Here is an 18,973-nt window from a genome sequence, read left to right as displayed (position 1 = left end):
TGATCCTGAGCCATCGCGGGCTGATAGGCGCATTACTACCAGATTGATCGATGCCTTGGCACTAATTGATGTTCGAGTGCTGGACCATATTGTCGTCGGTGAAGAGTGCGTCTCTTTTGCAGAAAGGGGATGGATATGAACAGTGTTATTACCCGTTATGAATGTATTTCCCTTTCACAGAATCTACAGAGTTATATTTCGGCTTCAATTGACTTAGCAGCAGTCCCAGAGCACGCAGAACGAATTGCCCTTAACTTTCGTAATTCACACTATCGAAGTAATAGAACTGGTGCCCACCCTGTAGAGATCCACCTATTCCGTAAAACAACTGTGGATTCGTGGAAGATCGCAACAATGACTAGCTTTGCCTTTCCTAATGAAACCAGCAATGAATTAGACGTCGAGCTTAATTTTAATTTCAGTCACCAGTGGTTTTATCAACCAGACATTAAGCGGTGTGACCTTAACCAGCCTGAAGTCATTGACTTGTTTCAGTCATGGCAACGGTCGCTAGTAAACGTTTTGCGTAACGGTGCATTTGATTTCTTCGCAGTTACAGTTATCAAGCCCCTACCTCAAACAACACATTAACCCCAATTATTCATTAATTTAAATGCGCTGTAAGACGGCGCCTAGGAGCTCCTATGCCTGTTAAAACATTAACCTCAATATCCTTCAGCCCTACCAGTTTGCCCTTATCTAAGGCGTTCCAACGCTGCTTAAGCCAAGAGCTATATCAACATCGGGATAAGCAAAGTGATCACATGACGATTAACTTTCGAGACAAGAGCTACAGCGCAGAAAATGGCGGATATCACCCCGTAGAAATTGCACTAAGCAAAACAAGCGAGAACCACTATTCCATCTTGTACATCACTGACTTTAGTTATTGCGGAGGTCCCTACCCAGAATTAGAAAGAGATCTAGATTTTGATATCGGGAATGGCATGGCATTTTCTCGTTACAGAGGATGGCAGAACATTCGCCAATCTTCTGTGAATGAGTTGTATAAATTGTGGCAAAGCAACTTTGTCGCTTATGTCGACATGGGTGCGTATGACGAAATCAAAGTCAGTAGCCACTAAATCCCGTTCAATCACCACGACAACAAACCAACCTAAATCCCCGTTCAACAAACAACAATCACTAGCATACGCGAGTACTGATATCGCTGCTTCCCATATTGTTAAAACGGGAAGCTTGGAACCCTTGCTACATAAGGGTTTGCCGATGTCGGCCTCTCTGTGCTTCCCAAAACACCCTTCTACAGACAAAAAAGGAAGCAGACTATGGCTGAGGTCCACGCGATCAAAGACGACGACACAATACGCTTAATTGGCCATTTACTGGCTATTCGTTGTAATCCGCAAATGGCTGATGTTTGGCATATTGGTTTAAACCTGGCACTGCGGATATCGGATTTACTCTCTATCCGCTTTGAAGACATTAATGATGACCGGCTCATCATTCGTGAAAGCAAAACAGGCAAGCTGGCAAACATCCAGTTAAACACCAAAGCACGGGAGCACATTGCGAAAGTGCGAGAGAAGCACCCTGACCATGTTTACCTATTTCAATCACATCGATGCCAACAACTAAAACATAAACCGCCGCAGCCGATCTCTCGGCGTGCGGTGTCTTTGGCCTTTCAACAAGTAGGGCAAGAACTCAAGCTAGCGTTAGGTACTCACTCCATGCGCAAAACACGAGGTTACTTCCTCTACCAATCCACAAAGGATATCGGTCGTGTGATGAAGATGCTACGCCACACCTCAGAGGGCGTGACGCTTCGTTATATCGGTATCACTCAAGATGAAGTCGACAAAGACTTCGTATCACTCGAACTGTAACTAAGAGAGGTTCTATCATGGAACACTTACAACCTGGCGATCACCTAGTGGTCGATATAAGCAACAACACCAGCGAGCAATATACTCGTTACGTTGGCTCCAAACATCATGGGCTTTATGTCGGTGATGACATGGTGATTCACTTTAATGCTCAGTTAGATGAGGTTACAACCGACTGCATAGATAACTTTCGTGATGGTTGCAGCTTACATATAAAGCGACGCGCCAGTAGCCCTAAACGTGCAGTCAGCAAAGCACACAACAAGTTAGGTTATCGGGGCTACCATGTTCTTACCAACAATTGCGAGCACTTCGTCAACTACTGCTTGGATGATCATCATACATCTGCCCAAGTAGCCGACAACTATCACATAAGCGCGCATGTCGCTGCGCGTGTTGGGCTGCTAGGCAGAGGAGCCGCTGAGGTAGCAAAGGGGCCTCTTGGCATCGTCACCATCAGCTCTACCCTCGCTAAGGGCGCTGGTGAAGCCATTGGCCTTCCAGACAGAGTCAATACTGTCATTGGTACCCCTGGTGATTTAGTATCTAAACCGTTGGAGTCATGTATTAATGGCGCTGGTAAAACGATATCTAATACTACCGATAAAATAGGCAGTGGAGATATTACTGGTGCCGTTGGAGAATTAATTTATGGCACCACCGAAACAGTTATAGACACAGCGTTTGCACCTGTGCATGTTGTTTTTAAGTGTTGGGATGCCATTTGGGATTAATCATATAAAGGCCAGAGGGGACTCCTGGCCTATTTTATTATCTTTGACTGCAACCAAAGTTTCTTTTTCTTTCTCCACTGTGCTTAGTATCTTTTTTAGCTAGGTAGCTTAGTCGATAAAAAAGAGCAGAATATTGTTTATTAAATTCTCGACTATTTTCATTTAAATGATATCTACCATTTTCAGAAAAATGCACTAAGCCAATTGCACTATCAAATTCCAAACCAAGAGCACTAGCCCAAGACTCTATAATAAGTCCTGACAGGCTTTCTCTATTCCCCCAATCTCCTAACGCATAAAATCTGTCTTTGTTAAATAATAGGGCCATATGGAAATGATCATTTTCAGAACTATCACGTTCTCTACACCAAATAAATCGAACACTAGTAGGATAAACTCTTTTATTCACTTGTTGATATCTTCGGTCCATTGCTTTTATTTTTGCCTTAAGCGAGTCAATTAATCTAGACATTAGCCTATCTCTAAATCGGCAATGACTGACTATCTCATCTCTACTCAAGCAATCAAGGTCTTGAGGACCTTGCGGCAACTTTAAGTCAACCCTTACCGCAGAGACACGTTTGTTCTGATCACACGCATGATTCATCGTGTCTAGTATCCGATCTAGGTACCTTACATTGTAGTCATTTAAATTGCCTTGTATTGGCATTCCTTTGAAGTTGTTACCGTTCATCTTTTTCTCCTATGGGTTTTCATTCATAGGTGATGAACTGCATTAATTTTTTAGTTGAAGATAAAGTAAAGTGATCATACTAAGGTATGTTCACTTAGAGCTATGTATATAACTATACCAACACTGGTACCGCGATCCTGTCACGTGATTCCCTCTTCTATAGCAATTGCGAAATCAGATACCTAACACCGTGTGATTCACTCTGGAGTTATTAATTCCAACAAAAGCTGGGATAAATCAACCATTTTGACTAGAAACCCGTTATAGCGGAGGATTATGATAGAAAATCCGTTACTTAAAAATTACGTAATAATTATGTGATAATTACACGTTATTTATTCGTGGCTTAGTGTAAATTTATGTAGCAATGGTGTGATTGAATTGAAGGAATAATCAAATGGATTTACAGCTAGTTAGTTGGCGAGAGGGTCTCTTTTATGCCCATGAGTTAGATCTACTCTTGGGGTCGCATTGTGGCGAGGAACTTAATCGTATTCGCAATTTGAGGGAAGCTGAAGATTACTTAAGAGACATCTTATTCAATGTGACTTATGCCAAAGCAGAAGAAGTGCTCAAAAAATTAGGCAAAGATACTAACCAGTTTGATGATAGGCACCCATTGACCACGCACCTTAAAAGCAAGTTCTCCGACGAAGAGCAACTGCCAGATAGCGCTTACCAATGGATAGAAGATAACCAAAGAGCTTGTGCATTTTCCTATCACTTTTTGCAAAAAATGGCTGGTGAATTCAACTTCCGAGGATTCATACTAGAAGGTGCGAATGGATATAGAGTCACACCTAAAGACTCAAGGTCAGCCCTTACAAATACCAACCGAAAGCCAAATTATCATGAGTTTATCAAAAGCCACAATTTAATAAGAACTCCTCATGTATTTTCGAGAGAGAGCTTAAATGATAATCATAGCGAACGATTAACATCCATAAAACTAGCCTTGAAAAATAGTGAAGTGTCACTAGAAAACCAGAAATATTTAATTTCACTACTGCGAGATGCTTGGAAAGAAGTATTAAGCAACAGTAGCATAGAAAAATTTCATCGATGGCTAACTGAAGACAGTTGCCTCAAGTCGAAATATATAAATAAATATTTCACAAATAAATATAATAATTTCACTCTATCATGGAAACCAGTTGATGATAGTGAAGAATTCACGGCAATTCATGCCCATTTCGATTACTACTTTTTAATCAATCATGATATTACTGAAGCTAGATTTCATCAAGCCAGGTCAGCGTGGAATCAAAGAAAGTTTCAAAATAAAAATAAAGGAACGAAGTCTAGAAGCATATCCATGTCAGAGAGAACTAATAAACGTTTAGACTGGCTTGCCAAGAATAAAGACGAAAAAATTAATGCGGTTATAAAAAAACTTATTGATCTTGAGTTTGAACATTCAGGTGGGCCATCTAAACTGTAAAATTATAAAAAATGGAGAGTAAAGCTACTCTCCAATCTGTGTTGAGCTAGCGGCTAACTACCCGATCAACTAACCAGGCTTGAACCTCAGACTCGACCCAGGCCACAGCTCTATCACCAAGCGATACCTGCTTAGGGAACTGCTGATTTTCTATAGAGCGATACACACCAGATCTTGATAACCCAGTCATCGCGAGTACTTCTTTTAGGCGGATTAAACGAATCGGTTTATTTGGCATTGTGACACCTCATCAATAAGTAGATTTCACTCTGATGACATATGCCTGAAAAAATTTGGTATCGATGTCTTATGGCTATCCAACTAGAGCCGCCCCAACGCTCATGCAGCCAGCCACTAGTTAACCTGCTGCAGGTAACTGCCTCCGGTAACACTGTAACTTCCATAGCTTGATTTCTCTATATGTTCACTCCACCAGGACATGAGTTGGCGTCGAGAGTCGAGGTAGTCGGTTCTATTGTAGGCTTTGCGTATTTGGTTCTTATCGGTGTGAGCCAGCGCCGCTTCAATCACATCGGCATCAAAGCCTTTTTCATTGAGTGTGGTACTAGCAAGTGCCCTCATGCCGTGAGCAGTCGTTCTATCCTTAAAGCCCATTCTGCCAAGCGCTTTATTGGCAGTCTCGGAATCAGTGGGTACCTTAGGATTGCGGCTCGATGGAAAAACAAATTCACGATGGCCACTAATCGGTTTTATCGCCTCTAGGATTGCCAAAGTTTGCGCCGTTAGAGGAACTACATGTTCCCGGTTCATCTTCATGCGCTCTTTCGGGATGATCCACAGCTGATTTTCCATATCAATCTCTTCCCAGCGAGCACCAGACGCCTCATTAGGTCGAACCATAGTGTGAAGCTGCCACTCAATTAAAAAACGCGTGACGTGCTGTATATTGGCTGTAGCAACCGTGCGAATAAGCTCATGCATTTCATGAGGGTGTAGCGCTTTCATGTGCACCACTTTATGCTTCTTAAACACATCACGAATACCCGACAATGGATTGGCATGAATAACCCCACTATTCACGGCGTAATTCATGATCTCATTCATCAACTGTGCAGTACGTTTAACCGTTTCGAGCAGTCCTTGGTTTTCAATTGGTCGGAGAGCGGCTATTGCGATGGGCGCCGTGATCTTATTAACAGGGATGGTGCCAAGCTTGGGAAAAGCATACAGCTCTAGTTTACGCCAATTACCATGGAGCGTTTTCTCTTTGAGCTGCCCTTCTTTTGTCGCCTTCCATTGCTCGGCAACAAAACGGAATGTCGCATTTTGCTCAACAATGGCTTTGGCTTTTTGTTCTTCTTTAGCCAATTGGGGGTCAATACCATCACCTAATAGCTTTCTAGCTTCAAGCGCTTTGTCTCGCGCTTCTGCCAAAGTTACGTCTGGGTAGGTACCAAATGAGAGATAAGTGATTTTATCTTGGCCAGGCCGCTTGTACCGAAACTGCCAAGAACGGGAGTTACTTGGACGCACACAAAAGTAAAGATTGCCACCGTCAGATAGTCGATAAAGCTTATCTTTCGGTTTTGCCGTTTGGACTTGCCTTGCCGTTAGATTATTCGCCATTTTGGTCCCTCAAGTAATACCTGGTACGAGCATAAACATTGGGAGATCTAGGTATTACTTATGGCCTGATAACTAATTAAATTACATTAAGTTATAGATCATGCTGGTGGAAAAAGTAACAACAAAGTAATGCCTGAATTTATGCTCTAAAGTAATACTAGCACTAGATAGGAATACTGGGTATTACTTTAGGTATTACGAAAAACAAAGGCTTTTACGGAACATTATGGGATGCTACGGAATCATAACTGATTGATTTTGATAAGTTTCAGATAAGAAAAAAGACGTCCTGAGACGTCTTTAAACTTGAATGTGGCGGTGAGTGAGAGATTCGAACTCTCGGTACGTTGCCGTACACACACTTTCCAGGCGTGCTCCTTCAGCCACTCGGACAACTCACCGTTTTGTTTGTCAGCCTTGCTGGCCAACGAGCGCTAATTTAATGATTATCCGTGCCTTGGTCAACCCTAAACTTGGAAAAAAGCGCTCTTTTTTAATTGTTTGCCTACTTTCTGTTTAATTCGATCAAATGTTCGGCGATTACGCGCCGTGGTAGTAACCCGGTACGCGGAACCAACGTCGGCAGTAATCTAAGAAGTAACCGTACAGTACGCCCATTCCACAAGACACCAAAGCATTACTCGATACCGCGGTAATGATTTGCTCGGTGGATGCGCCAACTGTCAACAAAATCGCGGCGTACACTGGCGATTGGAATGCCACGTAAGCGATAAGGTCAGCGGTGGCTTTCATAAAGCCTGAATTCGATACTTTCGCACCTTGCTTTAATGCCCAATCACGAAACAGGCCGTATGGCATGGCGATGGCAATATTAACGGGGATAGACAGTAAACGCGATGCTAGCGATTGTTCAAACGTCATACCCGACACAAGTACTTCAATAAGCATGCCCGACACAAAACAAAATACAACCATAGCAAACGTATCTGCTGCTGCGTTGCGAAGACAAAATGGAGCTTTAGGTTTCACCGCTTCTTTCCTACAGAATAATTACCTAATAAATTTAGGTACAACCAAACCAATAAGCTAGACATAAACAGTAGACTAGCAATTCACGCTATTAAACCACCAAATTATTAGTTTTACATTCCGTATTTAAAGTTAAATAGTAAATTAATCACCAATAACTAAGGGTTAGTTAGATTAAAGCACTAGATTACGTAATTTTACTACACAATGGTGATTTCCAACCTACAATCAGGCAGTTGGCGCGATGGTTTGGTAACTTAAATACCAGAAAGGGCGTTGCATCCCGTATGATATTTGTGTGTTATCTCGTCATCAGCGGCTAGCAGCACGTCATTTATGTTTATGACGCGTTATCTATAAAAAGAGAAAGGAATAGCAAGCGCACATATAAGCATGGGAGCACCGCTAGAGGTTCGCCCTCTAGCGGATAATGGTTAGTTTGAAGTTTGGGAGGTTTGAGTTCAGGAGGCTGGTGAGTGCGTCGTGCTCTGGTATTGAAATAGCTTACCAGCGTACTGATACAGCGCATCATCTAATACGCGCTCGTCGATAGGTTTTGCCACGATAAAGTCTGCGCCTGCCGCTAACATGCGCTCTCGGGTTTCTTTAAAGACGTCTGCGGTACAGCCAAAGATGAGTATGTCTTTTTCTGGGCCATCCATATGACGGATCTCAGAAATAGAGGCCACACCATCCATTACTGGCATGTGATTATCCATTAACACTAAGTCATACTGGCGTTCGGTAATGGCTGACAATGCAAGCTCGCCGTTCTCTACGCTATGAGTGGTAAAGCCTTTTCTACGCATGAAAGTCTCGATAATGATGGTATTGGTGCGGTTGTCTTCCACTATCAACACATTCAACCCGCGGTAATCGAGCTTTCTTTCAACATGAATCGCCGAAGCTTGTGGCTCGCAACAATCTAGTTGCAAGGTAATATCAAATTGTGTTCCCTGTCCCTCTTGGCTGGTGAGAACAATATTACCATCCATACCGCCTACAATTTCCCGAACAATTGCCAGCCCAAGCCCTGTACCACCAAATCGGCGTGTCGTACTGGATTCTGCTTGTTCAAAGGGTTTGAATATTCGCGATTGCGCGTGATCTGAAATACCAATGCCTGTATCTTTGACTCTAATTTTGAGTTGGTTTTTGTCGTTTTTAGTCACTTCACTAAAGTACACGTCCACCTGGCCTTCGGATGTAAACTTCACAGCATTATTTAAAAGGTTAAACAGCACTTGTCTTAAGCGCGCTTTATCACCTTCATACCAACGTGATTCATCGACGTCAGAATGTACATTAAATATCAGCCCTTTTTCATTACACAAGGTGTGGTACACACTGTGAATGCTGCCAATGATAGAACTAAGCGGAAACGGGCTTTTCTCTAGCTCAAGATGGCCTTGTTCAATTTTGGAGTAGTCGAGTATTTCATTCAGCAGCGCCATCATATGCTCGCCAGAGCCATAAAGTGTTTTTAAGTGCTTACGTTGTTCTATGGTGAGATCGGATTTAAGTAGCAGCTGAGCGGTGCCCAGTACGCCATTCATTGGCGTGCGAATTTCATGTGATAAAGTCGCAAGAAACGCGGTTTTCGCTTTGGTAGATGCTTGGGCTTTAATACGCTCTTGTTCAAGATAGACCGTCTTTTGGTTAAAGGAATCAATCAGGTAGCGAATTTCATCCGGGCTGTCATATTGCATGTCTATATTGCCGCCTTGACGTGATGCATCGGCTTTTTTGGCGATAATGGCGATAGGCTTTATTAAGTACTGATTAATTAGGTAATAGCCAAACATGACACAAATCAGTAGCACCGGAATGATGCCGCGTTCTACGCCCATTACGATATCAAACACTTGATCTGCCACTAGGCGGCGAGCGTTAACAACTTCCAAGTGCCAATTAAAATCCCCAAAACTGCGTGAGCTGGTGTAGACGTCTCGGCTAACACGAAAGTTATATTCGGTAATGACCTGGTTGCTGGCGTCTCGCACCACAATGCCGAGATCTTGCTCTTGGGCCTTCCGTTTCACAAAGCGAATTAGATTATTTAAGGAGAGATCAACGGTGGCTACCCCAGCAAAGCTGCCATCAACATAGTACGGGGAAGAGGCCGTAATCATTTGCACATGCGTGTAGGGGTCAATGTACACTTCAGACCACGCTACGGTGTTGACTGGCTTTCCAGAAACCGAGGTGTACCACGGTTCTATATGGTAACCCTGCGCCTCGGGATTGTTCCAAAGGTCGATTTTATCCACATCACCATTGGCCGTTCGGTTATAAAACAAACTGGAGAAGCGCTCGTTCGCGCTAACAGAGAAAGGTTCTGGCCACAAACCGCCACTGACAACAATACCATCATTAAGCTTGAAAATTTGCCGCAGAGACGAATCTAAAGCGCGGGTATCTTGAATGGCCTGCCCTAACCCAACCACACTTTTGAGCACCCCAACCGAACTGTGCATCGGAGCAGACATTTCAGATGCAAGGAGCTCGTTTTTAAGGTCGAGATTTTCTTCCAGCTTCTGTCTTACTGGCGACTCTACTACCCAATAAGTAATGCTACCGAAGACAGCAATAAAGATGGCCAGATAGATCGTTAGCGCAATGATGCTTTTCTTCTTCAACGATTTTCGGATCAACATAATGAGCGAAACAGTCCTTTGTTGTAGAGCGGGCGAGTAACAGTTAACAACGTCGATCACCAACGGATGGGTAGGTCTGTGCGTCTTGGTTATGCTGTTACCACGAATAATATGACGATCACGATATTGACCTATAGCTTTATCAACCGATAGCTTGTTACTATTAACTATCATTTACATCTTAACGGTAAATCATTTTGGCATTAAAAGACATCCTTTCCCTTCCTGAACTCGATGGAAAACTATTGAACGAAGCACAAACTCAAGGTTTTGTCGCATCTATGGCTTCTGCCCCTCATACCTTACCTCCAGAAGAATGGCTACCGTTCTTGTGGGGCGGTGAAGAAGTGGCGCCGTTCACGTCTGGTGAACAGCTGGAAAGCTACGCGCACGCCGTCATTGCGTTGTGGAACACGTACCGCCCTGCACTGCTTGATGGCGAGTGGGTTTGGCCAGAAGGCTGCCAATTAGACGAAGCAGAGATTGTGTCTCAACAGACGAAAGATTTCTGTGAAGGAGTATTGCAAGGCTGGCAATTAGCGCGTGATGACTGGGAAACGTTGATGCCAGAGAACAGCGAAGACAATGCGCTATTGGGCGGTGTTTTGTTGTCACTGAGTATGCTGTTTGATCCTGAAACCTCCATTGCCACGCTTCAAGCCCAAGGTATTGAAGGGTTAGAGCAGTTCGAAGAGATCTTTAATGCCATGCCTATCATGCTGTGTGGCATCACGCAGAAAGGCGCGGTCTTGGCAGAGCAACAATAGTCTCGCTGCCGCGGCTTTAATCAAAAATAAGCGCGTAATATAACGCGCTTGTTTTATTTACGACATTCTACGCCCTAGAAGCCACACTCTAAAATCGATACCCTACTGCCACAATCAGCTGATTCCAATTGAGAAAGCTGTATTCCGCCATTAAATTCCATTCTTTTTCATAGCCAAAATCATACACCGCCGCCAGTGACATATTGGAGGTTTCTTTGCTTTTTAAGTCCACGTCGAACTGCAATTCATCGGCAAGGTTAATCCCGCCGACTTGCAAGTTGGTTAAGCTACCCGTCACGTTTTGCTCGATACTTTGATACTGATAACCCAATAACAATGCCAGTTTTCCATACGGGACATCATAACGTTGTCCAACTCGCAGCGAACCAATTTTAGTCAAAATAGTACTGTCGGTAGTGGTTGTCCAAGCGTTTGTCACTGCGCCCGCTGCGGTGATAATAATGGGGTTGATGCCCTCAATTACGTCGATTTGTGTGGCAATTACGGCACCAATACCAAGGTTGTAGGCTTGATATTCGATATTAATTGGAATCGTCGCGGGCACGCCAAACGGTTTGCCATTGCGAGTCGCGTTCGATAAGTCAGCACTGATCTCTTTATTGCCTTCTGTATAACCCGCCAAGCCATATATGTTGAGAAATGGAAATACCCAAGCATCGGCTCGCAATTGAACGCTCTTATCGGTTCCTTTGATAGCAACATCATCAGCCGGCACCACGTAATGAGCAGGCTTACCAAAGCCGCCCAGCACGCCACCTGTCGCGTCAATTTTAAAGTCATCGGTCGCGATGTATTCCACATCCTGCGAGTTCATGTACACGCCAAAACCAACAGGAATAGGTAACTCATAGCCCATTTCACGAACTTGCTCCCCCCAAATCGGTAAGCCGCTCCAATGCGCTTGGTTTTTTTCTCTTTCGACTTGTTCTATTAACTCACTGCCTGCGGCCTTAACGGTATTAAATACGGTATGAGCACAAAGCACTATCATAATGGTTAGTAATCTAATCAAAATAGGTGTTCCAGTTTTAGGGGTTAAATATTGGTGGTAAGAAGCCATAAGCACTTCACTTAACGAAGGGCTTGATTGGCAATCATTGTAAATTAATTAGGTATGTACATGAGTAAGGCACTTAAACGAATAAAAGAGTAAGTGCCCCTATCATGCTTAACAACTCATTAGGCATGACTCATGAGCGGTTTAAACGCATCTGTAACGTTAAGACGCTTCCGTAACGTTAAGATGCTTCCGTAACGTTAAAACGCTTCTGTAAAGTTAAAATAAAATGCCGCGCCATGCTTACCCATACCTAAGTCGAGTCGGATGTTCATTCTAGGTTGCAGCTCGTAACGATAGCCTGCACCGTAAGATAGAATGGCGTGCCCGGCTAAGTCTTCCGCAGAATTACCCACCGCACCTACCCCACTCCACAGCGTCATACCATGAGCAGACAAGCCGCCGCCACTGCGACGGAAGGTATGGCGATACTCAGCGGTGACTTCGGCCGTCACACGGTCACGATACTGGCCTTGATGGTAGCCACGCATAGAGCTAGCGCCACCAAGCTCTGGCATATCATAGTAAGGTACATCACCAAAAGCCTGCTGGTATTGGCTGAGAAGGGCGATCACACGACCTTCTTCAACGCTATAGAAATGTCGAAATTCCAAGTCCAACTTTTCATAGTCCGCCTGGCTACCCAAGGCTTCGCTGTATGTCAGCGCCTCGGTACGGAAAAGTGACCCACTCCATGCATTCACAGCCACATCGCGACTGTCATATTGCAAGGTGGCGCCCACCCCCCAAGTAAATGGCTTGTCTTTAAACTCAGCAAAATTTTCATCAAGCAGCGCCGAATCGGGCACGGTTGTAGGGTTGAAGTAGTTGACTCGCAGTGCGGGCCCAGCAAACCAGTTATCATGCACTCGGAACGTTAAGGTCCCTTCATAGTTGGTCACAGTGGCTTTGTACTGGGTCACATCACCAGATTCAAAGTTTTGCGCCGCATCATAGCCAACACCCCAATAGTGCTTACTTTGTGTCCCCGCATTCCACGCCCCTTCGAACTGGATATCGTTGTTGTTCCAAAACAAAGAGTGTTTGGCACGAAGTCCATAACCGACTTCTGAATCGACGTAGTTGCCAATGACAAACATGGAGACACTTGAGCGTTGCAACTGCTCTTGCTCACGAGTGGTTTTGAAAGAGTACAATCCCCCAGCGGCAACCAACAACCCCTGCTCGGGTGTATAAGCCGGGCCACCCAAAAAGCTAAACATCGGCATACCATTGATTTCTTGATAATGTTTTTTGCCGTATTTTAAATCGGTGATAGTGTCGTCATAGCGGTCACTGTCTGGTTCGTCCTTTAGGCGATCCACGGCTTGATCATAAGATTCGACGGTTTTCTCCGCGGTTGCGAGATCCGGTTCAAACTCCATCGACGCTTTATCGATAGCCAGTTGTGCATAAGAAGGAATGGCGACTGTCTCTTCTGCCTGGGCGGAAATTGCGCCAGTAAGCAAAGTAACGGAAACAATCGAAGAAAGTACGCGCATAGATTTAATGATTCCAGAAGCAAATGAATGAACGTTCATTCATTATTAAAAACGGGCGCATAATAAACAGAATGGGTATTTGTATCAAGTTATATTTTGGGTTTTTACATTGGCCATGGTTATCACTATCATGCAATGAGTGTTTATGATTAGTGCATATATTCCACCTTTTTCACTCCGCCGTCTATCCGACGCCCTGCTTCGAAATTGTCGCTTCCTGCGAAAAGAATACCAAAGAAAAATAACGGCTACCTTCACAGGGCTGCCCCACCGCAATCACGAGTAGAATTGGAAAGGGCTAAGGGGTGAAACCACAATTCAAAGCAGGCTCTTAGCGTCAGCGAATCGACGACCAAGAAAAGTCCTCAATACGTTCGTCGGCAATATAAAATAGCTTGCAACCTGCGTGTACTGCTTGAGTAAGATCGGGGTTTAACGCAATTCCGGCGCCGTCATCAATGGCAATCAATGTGGCTTGGTAGTCTCGCTTCATCCATTGGAACAGCACTTCTACACTGGTTTCTGTAGCGCTGTCTGGGTAGCGGGTGGAATACTGTGTCATACCGCGAGTCGAGCTCAACAGTTCTTGATGTAATGCACTTGAGCCGGGATCAACAGCAGCCTTTGCTAACATCTCCGCCCCCACAGCCGGGATACATTCAGAATTAGGGCAATGCTGGCTAAGTAGCTCGCTCAGCGCTTCATCTTTAAAGTACACCAATAAATGCGCGGTTGGGTTGCGATTGGCGCAATACAACGCCGCAGACAACGTGATGTCGTCTTCCGGGTTGTCAATCAAAATGCAGCTCGCCTGCTCAATGTTAGTCTTCTCCATTTCGCGACCGTCGGTATAGCTATTTACTTTAACAAACTCTATCTCTCCGGGTAACGGGTTCTCTATGTCAGAACGACTACACAAGACAATGGGCCTGCGTCCCGTCTCTTCGTGTTGAAGCATTCGAATAAGGTGCATGGTCCGCTGTCCATTCCAGCCCAAAATTAAAATGTGTTGATCCACTTTTACTGTCCTTCTACCGAGTTGTCCTGAGCGCCAATAATCAAGCCCTAATGCCGCTAATCGTCCGAGTAAAGCGGCGAACAAGCTAAGACCACCAGGGATAATAAAAAGGACGGTTACCCAGCGACCAGGCTCGGTACTTGGCGACAGATCGCCGTACCCCACTGTCGAGGCCGTCACAATCATAAAATATACAAACTGGGAAATAGGTACGGTGAGGTCGGTTTCTCCACTCAACCACAACAGCCCCCAGGAAAGCAGCACATACAGCCCTAATAGGGTCGCAAGGCTTCTCAGCTTGAGTTCAAATAAATGAGAATGAAACCATTTTCTTAGTTGCAACCAAATGACCACAGTGTTCCTTACTTGTGTCGGAAAGCTATTCTTAACGTAACCGTTATTAATGTACTTCTATTAACTTAACTGCGATTAAACTCGCCATTAGCATAACCATGCTGAATGGCGTTCTTATAAGCATATATGAAAAAACCAGCCAAATGGCTGGTTTATTTAAAATTCGATCACAAATTACTGATGAAAGGCTACGCGTTGCCTTTCACCTGCAATTGCAGCTGCTCTGCAAAATCAAGCATGCGATTAAGCGGGATCAGTGATTTCACGCGAACGGCTTCATCAACAAAGATTTCGTGTTCTTCGCCGCCTTCGGTTAATGCACTTTCAATCGCTTTTAAGCCATTCATTGCCATCCAAGGGCAATGCGCACAGCTTCGACACGTGGCGCCAGCGCCAGCGGTTGGTGCTTCAATCAGCTCTTTCTCTGGCACCAATTGTTGCATCTTAAAGAAAATGCCTTTATCAGTCGCGACGATCAGTTGCTTATTGGGTAGCGCTTTTGCCGCTTTAATTAACTGGCTGGTAGAGCCTACACAATCCGCTAGTTCAACCACGCTGGCTGGTGATTCTGGGTGCACCAAAATTGCCGCTTCTGGGTAAACCGACTTCATGTCTTTTAGTGCTTTTGCCGAGAATTCATCGTGAACAATACACTCGCCTTGCCACAACAGCATATCCGCACCGGTTTGGTTGGCGATGTAAGAGCCTAGGTGACGGTCTGGTCCCCAAATGATTGGCTTGTCTTCCGCGTCTAGGTGCTCAACAATTTCCAAAGCAATACTGGATGTGACAACCCAATCTGCGCGAGCTTTTACCGCAGCGGAGGTATTGGCATAAACCACAACCGTATGGTCTGGGTGCGCGTCACAAAACGCAGAAAACTTGTCTTCAGGACAACCTAAATCTAATGAACATTCCGCTTCTAAGGTCGGCATTAGAATGCGTTTTTCTGGAGTGAGAATTTTTGCAGATTCGCCCATAAAACGAACGCCAGCAATAATCAGCGTAGAGGCTGAATGGCGGTTGCCAAACTTGGCCATTTCTAGAGAGTCACCCACAAATCCGCCTGTTTCCTCAGCTAACGCTTGGATTTCCGGATCGGTATAGTAGTGGGCAATAAGGACAGCATCCTTTTCCTGCAACAACGTTTTAATTGTTGCAATATGCTGTGCTTTCTCCTTGTCCGTCAATACAACAGGCTTTGGAGGGAATGGGTAGATTGTATCAATTGAGTCTAAGATGTGGCTCATAGCGGGTGCTCTATGCTACTTGCAAATAATCCGAGTATTGTACACGGATATGCGCCAGAGGACAAAATTATGCTAGGAATATCAATGGTGGCTTCGATAGTTCACAAAGCGTTCAACGCATTTCTAAGATAGATGCAAAAAGAGAGCCCAGTTGAGCTCTCTTTTTCGTTCCTAACGGCACCAATTGACTTAATCGTGCCCATAGACTCAGTGATACCGATTAACTCAGTGATACCTATTAACTTAGTAATACCTATTAACTCAGTAATACCCATTAACTTAGTACTCCCCATTAACTTAGAGGCACTAAGGCAGGCAGCGTCTATTTCAAATTAGACTTGGCGACTTTAGCTGAAGAGCTGGCTGGATATTCATCCACTACCTGTTGGTAGTATTGTTTCGCTTGTGTGGCATTGTTGCCGCGCTTGGCTAAATCACCTAACTTCACTAACGCATCTGCACGCTTGTTGGAGTCCTTAAACGCCAGTACGGCTTTAAAACTCGCTTCAGCTTCGCTGTCTTGGCGCTTGGCAAAATACAGCTGGCCTAGCCAGTAATGGGTATTAGGTGCGAAGGTAGACTCAGGATAGTCTTTTTGAAACTGTTTGAAAGCGGCAATCGCGCCCGCGTAGTCGCGTTTTTTCAAAATCAGATCAACCGCGTTTTGGTAAGCCGTTTGCTCATCAACATTGGTACTAAATTTACCCGTTGATTCTGCCGCCTTAGCCGCAGGTGCGACCGCAGCTACGCTCGCTTGGGAACGAAGTTTATCAATTTCGATAAACAGCTCTCGCTGACGCTGAACCATTTGGTCCATATTGTAGCTGTTTCGTTCCAATTCACCGCGAAGTGTGGAGATCTCTTGTGTCATTTCATCGAGTTGCTGCTGCATTTGCGCCTGCACTCGATTTCGGTTTTGAAGCAAACGCTCCAAACGTTGAATATCGGTTTCGTTGGTCGCCGCGTGTGCTGATGCAACAGACGCAACCGTCGCTGAAGATGATGTTGCAGTGCTCAAGTCGGTAACCGGTGCTTTCGCAGCGAGCACTGAGCTCGCTGCGCCGGCTAGTAACGTAAGCGTAACTGCTCGCTTAATGTTACTTGTCATAAAGGTGAATACCTCTGTGGCCGTTTAAATTAGTAAACTAGAACAGCGCGACGGTTTTTCGCGTAAGCGTCGTCAGACTGACCTAGAACTAATGGTTTCTCTTCGCCGTAGCTCACGATAGAGATTTGATCTGCTTGAACACCCAGTGCTTGGATGTATTTAGCAACCGCTTGTGCACGACGCTCGCCAAGTGCGATGTTGTACTCTGGAGTACCGCGCTCATCAGCGTGACCTTCGATAGTCACTTTAAGTGCTGCGTCTTTGCTTAGGTATGCGGCGTGTGCTGCAAGCATATCTTCGTAATCACCTGCGATTGTTGAGTTATCAAACGCAAAGTAGATAGTTTGGTTTTCACGCAACGCTTTCTCTTTCATTTCTTGCTCAGAAAGTTGTGCGTTTTGATCAATTGGAGTCACAACGGTTGTTTCTTGTTGTTGATTCGTTGTTTCTGCGCCAGTTGAAGATGCTGCGTCGTCACTTGAACTACAAGCTGTCATAGCAAGAACTGGTAGTGCGATTAGCAAACCCTTAAAAACTTTGTTTAGTTGCATTGTTTTTTCCTTAACCTAAAATTTTAGTTGCTACAAAAACGGGGACCATGCAGGCGCTCGAACACGCCCGTTTGTTGCCGGTAGTCTAGCTTTAAATCGTCCATCAATAGAAACCATTGAAAGAACGTTAGTCTTGTTATAGATAGAGCTATATATCACCATGCCACCATTTGGTGCGATGCTTGGTGACTCATCCAGCAGTGTTTTCGTGAGGATCTGTACCGATCCTGTCTCTAAGTCTTGTTTTGCAAGATTAAATCCAGAATTAGAACGATTAACCATCACTAGGTAACGACCATCGGGGGTGATCTGCCCACCAAGGTTCTGACTACCCTGCCATGTGATTCGTTTTGTTTTGCCGTCAGACAAATTTACTTCATAAATCTGAGGGTTACCACCCCTATCCGACGTAAAAATAAGGGAATTTCCACCTGGTTTCCAGTACGGTTCTGTATTATTTGACCGACCACTAGTTATTTGGCGTAATTTTCTTGTTTCAAGATTCAGTGTATATACATGCAGTTGCCCAGTCTTCGACAGAGTGATTGCAAGAGATTTTCCGTCAGAGGAGAATCTTGGCGCACCATTGTGACGAGGGAATGACGTAATCTTTTCACGTTTACCCGTGTAGATATTCATGATGAAGATTTCAGCTTGACCGTTTTGGAAGCTCACATAAGCAAGACGCTTTCCATCCGGTGACCACGCTGGAGACATGAGTGGTTGCTTTGAGCGAAGCACAAGCTTTTCATTATAGCCGTCATAGTCGGCGATACGCATTTGGTACGGATACTGATCTTTATCGTTCACGACCACATAGGCAATGCGTGTTAAGAATGCACCACGCTCACCCGTTAGCTCTTCATACACCAAATCAGAAATTCGGTGCGCATATTCACGAAGACGGTTCGCTGGAACGGTCGCTTTCTTCTTAAAGAGCACATGGTCATTAGACAATACTAACTGGCCATCATCGCTAAGTGCTTTTGATTGACCACCGGTTAACTGACCACGTACCACATCCACTAATTGATAGCTAATTTCGTAGTTACCATCGGCTTTCTTAGTGATGGTGCCCGTCAGCAATGAATCCACACCAATTGGTGTCCACGATTCAAAATCGATCTCTGCGGCATCATACGGCGTTTGTGGCATTTTGCTGGTGGCGACGGGGCTAAATTTACCACTGCGCTGGAGGTCAGAAGATATAACCGCAGAGACATCTTGTGGCAACTTCCCCTCACCCGTCCATTTAAACGGCACAATGGCGATTGGGCGTGCTGAATCAATACCGTCAGTAATGACCAGTTCTAAAGCGGCATTCGCGGTTTGCGTCGTAACGCTAAACAAAAATGCCATTCCTATTAATATTCGCTTAATCACAAGCTCTTC

At 44.7% G+C, this 18,973-nt stretch carries 19 protein-coding genes and 1 tRNA gene; 7 read left to right on the top strand and 13 right to left on the bottom strand.

Annotated elements, in window-relative coordinates; all coding sequences use genetic code 11:
* The 5 genes from MD535_RS11170 to MD535_RS11150 all read left to right on the top strand — a co-directional run.
* On the top strand, positions 1-139 hold a 139-nt coding region (locus MD535_RS11170; protein WP_279348264.1), incomplete at its 5' end, for a JAB domain-containing protein.
* Positions 136-591 carry a DUF2787 family protein gene (locus tag MD535_RS11165; RefSeq protein ID WP_265675108.1) on the top strand — a complete coding sequence of 152 codons (456 nt, stop codon included), beginning with the start codon at positions 136-138 and terminating at the stop codon, positions 589-591. The genes MD535_RS11170 and MD535_RS11165, both read left to right, overlap by 4 nt.
* A 53-nt stretch (positions 592-644) precedes the next feature.
* On the top strand, positions 645-1,085 hold the full coding sequence (locus MD535_RS11160) for a DUF2787 domain-containing protein (RefSeq protein ID WP_265675107.1): 441 nt from the start codon (positions 645-647) through the stop codon (positions 1,083-1,085).
* Positions 1,086-1,289: 204 nt separating this feature from the next.
* Entirely contained in the window at positions 1,290-1,850 is a 561-nt protein-coding gene (locus MD535_RS11155) for a tyrosine-type recombinase/integrase (RefSeq protein ID WP_265675106.1), read from the top strand.
* A gap of 17 nt (positions 1,851-1,867) precedes the next feature.
* Positions 1,868-2,584, top strand: a complete 717-nt coding sequence (locus MD535_RS11150) for a lecithin retinol acyltransferase family protein (RefSeq protein ID WP_265675105.1) — start codon at positions 1,868-1,870, stop codon at positions 2,582-2,584.
* Positions 2,585-2,621: 37 nt separating this feature from the next.
* On the opposite strand, the gene MD535_RS11145 is transcribed toward MD535_RS11150, so the two are convergent.
* Positions 2,622-3,278 (bottom strand): inovirus Gp2 family protein, encoded by a 657-nt coding sequence (locus tag MD535_RS11145; protein ID WP_265675104.1) that lies wholly within the window; start codon positions 3,276-3,278, stop codon positions 2,622-2,624.
* Between the two features lie 397 nt (positions 3,279-3,675).
* Here MD535_RS11145 and MD535_RS11140 point away from each other — a divergent pair, with 397 nt between their 5' ends.
* Positions 3,676-4,719, top strand: a complete 1,044-nt coding sequence (locus MD535_RS11140; RefSeq protein ID WP_265675103.1) for a hypothetical protein — start codon at positions 3,676-3,678, stop codon at positions 4,717-4,719.
* 46 nt (positions 4,720-4,765) lie between these two features.
* Here MD535_RS11140 and MD535_RS11135 read toward each other — a convergent pair whose 3' ends face one another.
* The 5 genes from MD535_RS11135 to MD535_RS11115 all read right to left on the bottom strand — a co-directional run bounded on the left by MD535_RS11135 (position 4,766) and on the right by MD535_RS11115 (position 9,953).
* On the bottom strand, positions 4,766-4,957 hold the full coding sequence (locus MD535_RS11135) for a helix-turn-helix transcriptional regulator (protein WP_265675102.1): 192 nt from the start codon (positions 4,955-4,957) through the stop codon (positions 4,766-4,768).
* Between the two features lie 116 nt (positions 4,958-5,073).
* Positions 5,074-6,306 carry a tyrosine-type recombinase/integrase gene (locus tag MD535_RS11130; protein WP_265675101.1) on the bottom strand — a complete coding sequence of 411 codons (1,233 nt, stop codon included), beginning with the start codon at positions 6,304-6,306 and terminating at the stop codon, positions 5,074-5,076.
* Between the two features lie 313 nt (positions 6,307-6,619).
* Positions 6,620-6,707, bottom strand: a tRNA-Ser gene (locus MD535_RS11125).
* A gap of 139 nt (positions 6,708-6,846) precedes the next feature.
* On the bottom strand, positions 6,847-7,296 hold the full coding sequence (locus MD535_RS11120) for an L-alanine exporter AlaE (protein ID WP_265675100.1): 450 nt from the start codon (positions 7,294-7,296) through the stop codon (positions 6,847-6,849).
* Positions 7,297-7,757: 461 nt separating this feature from the next.
* Positions 7,758-9,953, bottom strand: coding sequence for a hybrid sensor histidine kinase/response regulator (locus tag MD535_RS11115; protein WP_265675115.1), 2,196 nt, complete (start codon positions 9,951-9,953; stop codon positions 7,758-7,760).
* 197 nt (positions 9,954-10,150) lie between these two features.
* On the opposite strand from MD535_RS11115, the gene MD535_RS11110 reads away from it, so the two are divergent.
* Complete coding sequence (locus tag MD535_RS11110) at positions 10,151-10,720, top strand: UPF0149 family protein (protein WP_265675099.1); 570 nt, start codon at positions 10,151-10,153, stop codon at positions 10,718-10,720.
* Between the two features lie 88 nt (positions 10,721-10,808).
* On the opposite strand, the gene MD535_RS11105 is transcribed toward MD535_RS11110, so the two are convergent.
* From MD535_RS11105 to tolB, 7 genes are all read right to left on the bottom strand, one after another.
* Positions 10,809-11,753: a hypothetical protein gene (locus tag MD535_RS11105; RefSeq protein ID WP_265675098.1), complete on the bottom strand. Its 945-nt coding sequence runs from the start codon at positions 11,751-11,753 to the stop codon at positions 10,809-10,811.
* Positions 11,754-11,998: 245 nt separating this feature from the next.
* The gene (locus tag MD535_RS11100; protein WP_265675097.1) at positions 11,999-13,300 is read right to left on the bottom strand and encodes a BamA/TamA family outer membrane protein; all 1,302 of its coding nucleotides are present in this window, start codon (positions 13,298-13,300) and stop codon (positions 11,999-12,001) included.
* Between the two features lie 337 nt (positions 13,301-13,637).
* Positions 13,638-14,672, bottom strand: a complete 1,035-nt coding sequence (locus MD535_RS11095) for a potassium channel family protein (protein ID WP_265675096.1) — start codon at positions 14,670-14,672, stop codon at positions 13,638-13,640.
* Positions 14,673-14,860: 188 nt separating this feature from the next.
* Positions 14,861-15,922, bottom strand: coding sequence for a quinolinate synthase NadA (gene nadA, locus MD535_RS11090; protein ID WP_265675095.1), 1,062 nt, complete (start codon positions 15,920-15,922; stop codon positions 14,861-14,863).
* Between the two features lie 322 nt (positions 15,923-16,244).
* Complete coding sequence (ybgF, locus tag MD535_RS11085) at positions 16,245-17,030, bottom strand: tol-pal system protein YbgF (RefSeq protein ID WP_265675094.1); 786 nt, start codon at positions 17,028-17,030, stop codon at positions 16,245-16,247.
* A 29-nt stretch (positions 17,031-17,059) separates the two neighbouring features.
* A complete protein-coding gene (pal, locus tag MD535_RS11080) occupies positions 17,060-17,581 on the bottom strand; it encodes a peptidoglycan-associated lipoprotein Pal (RefSeq protein WP_265675093.1) in 522 nt (173 codons plus the stop codon).
* Between the two features lie 30 nt (positions 17,582-17,611).
* Entirely contained in the window at positions 17,612-18,940 is a 1,329-nt protein-coding gene (gene tolB, locus MD535_RS11075) for a Tol-Pal system beta propeller repeat protein TolB (protein ID WP_279348262.1), read from the bottom strand.
* Positions 18,941-18,973 lie beyond the last annotated feature (33 nt).

This window comes from Vibrio qingdaonensis, from assembly GCF_026191675.1.
GTDB classification, from domain to species: domain Bacteria; phylum Pseudomonadota; class Gammaproteobacteria; order Enterobacterales; family Vibrionaceae; genus Vibrio; species Vibrio qingdaonensis.
The sequence above is the reverse complement of the archived record's forward strand: the minus strand, read 5'-3'. Positions and strand labels throughout refer to the sequence as shown.

What these genes read in the sequence shown, in the direction of transcription:
- pal (WP_265675093.1), bottom strand. Translation starts at nt 17,581, where the DNA reads ATGCAACTAAACAAAGTTTTTAAGGGTTTGCTAATCGCACTACCAGTT.
- MD535_RS11165 (WP_265675108.1), top strand. Translation starts at nt 136, where the DNA reads ATGAACAGTGTTATTACCCGTTATGAATGTATTTCCCTTTCACAGAAT.
- MD535_RS11135 (WP_265675102.1), bottom strand. Translation starts at nt 4,957, where the DNA reads ATGCCAAATAAACCGATTCGTTTAATCCGCCTAAAAGAAGTACTCGCG.
- MD535_RS11140 (WP_265675103.1), top strand. Translation starts at nt 3,676, where the DNA reads ATGGATTTACAGCTAGTTAGTTGGCGAGAGGGTCTCTTTTATGCCCAT.
- MD535_RS11100 (WP_265675097.1), bottom strand. Translation starts at nt 13,300, where the DNA reads ATGCGCGTACTTTCTTCGATTGTTTCCGTTACTTTGCTTACTGGCGCA.
- MD535_RS11145 (WP_265675104.1), bottom strand. Translation starts at nt 3,278, where the DNA reads ATGAACGGTAACAACTTCAAAGGAATGCCAATACAAGGCAATTTAAAT.
- MD535_RS11150 (WP_265675105.1), top strand. Translation starts at nt 1,868, where the DNA reads ATGGAACACTTACAACCTGGCGATCACCTAGTGGTCGATATAAGCAAC.
- MD535_RS11115 (WP_265675115.1), bottom strand. Translation starts at nt 9,953, where the DNA reads ATGTTGATCCGAAAATCGTTGAAGAAGAAAAGCATCATTGCGCTAACG.
- nadA (WP_265675095.1), bottom strand. Translation starts at nt 15,922, where the DNA reads ATGAGCCACATCTTAGACTCAATTGATACAATCTACCCATTCCCTCCA.
- MD535_RS11155 (WP_265675106.1), top strand. Translation starts at nt 1,290, where the DNA reads ATGGCTGAGGTCCACGCGATCAAAGACGACGACACAATACGCTTAATT.
- ybgF (WP_265675094.1), bottom strand. Translation starts at nt 17,030, where the DNA reads ATGACAAGTAACATTAAGCGAGCAGTTACGCTTACGTTACTAGCCGGC.
- MD535_RS11160 (WP_265675107.1), top strand. Translation starts at nt 645, where the DNA reads ATGCCTGTTAAAACATTAACCTCAATATCCTTCAGCCCTACCAGTTTG.
- MD535_RS11130 (WP_265675101.1), bottom strand. Translation starts at nt 6,306, where the DNA reads ATGGCGAATAATCTAACGGCAAGGCAAGTCCAAACGGCAAAACCGAAA.
- tolB (WP_279348262.1), bottom strand. Translation starts at nt 18,940, where the DNA reads ATGGCATTTTTGTTTAGCGTTACGACGCAAACCGCGAATGCCGCTTTA.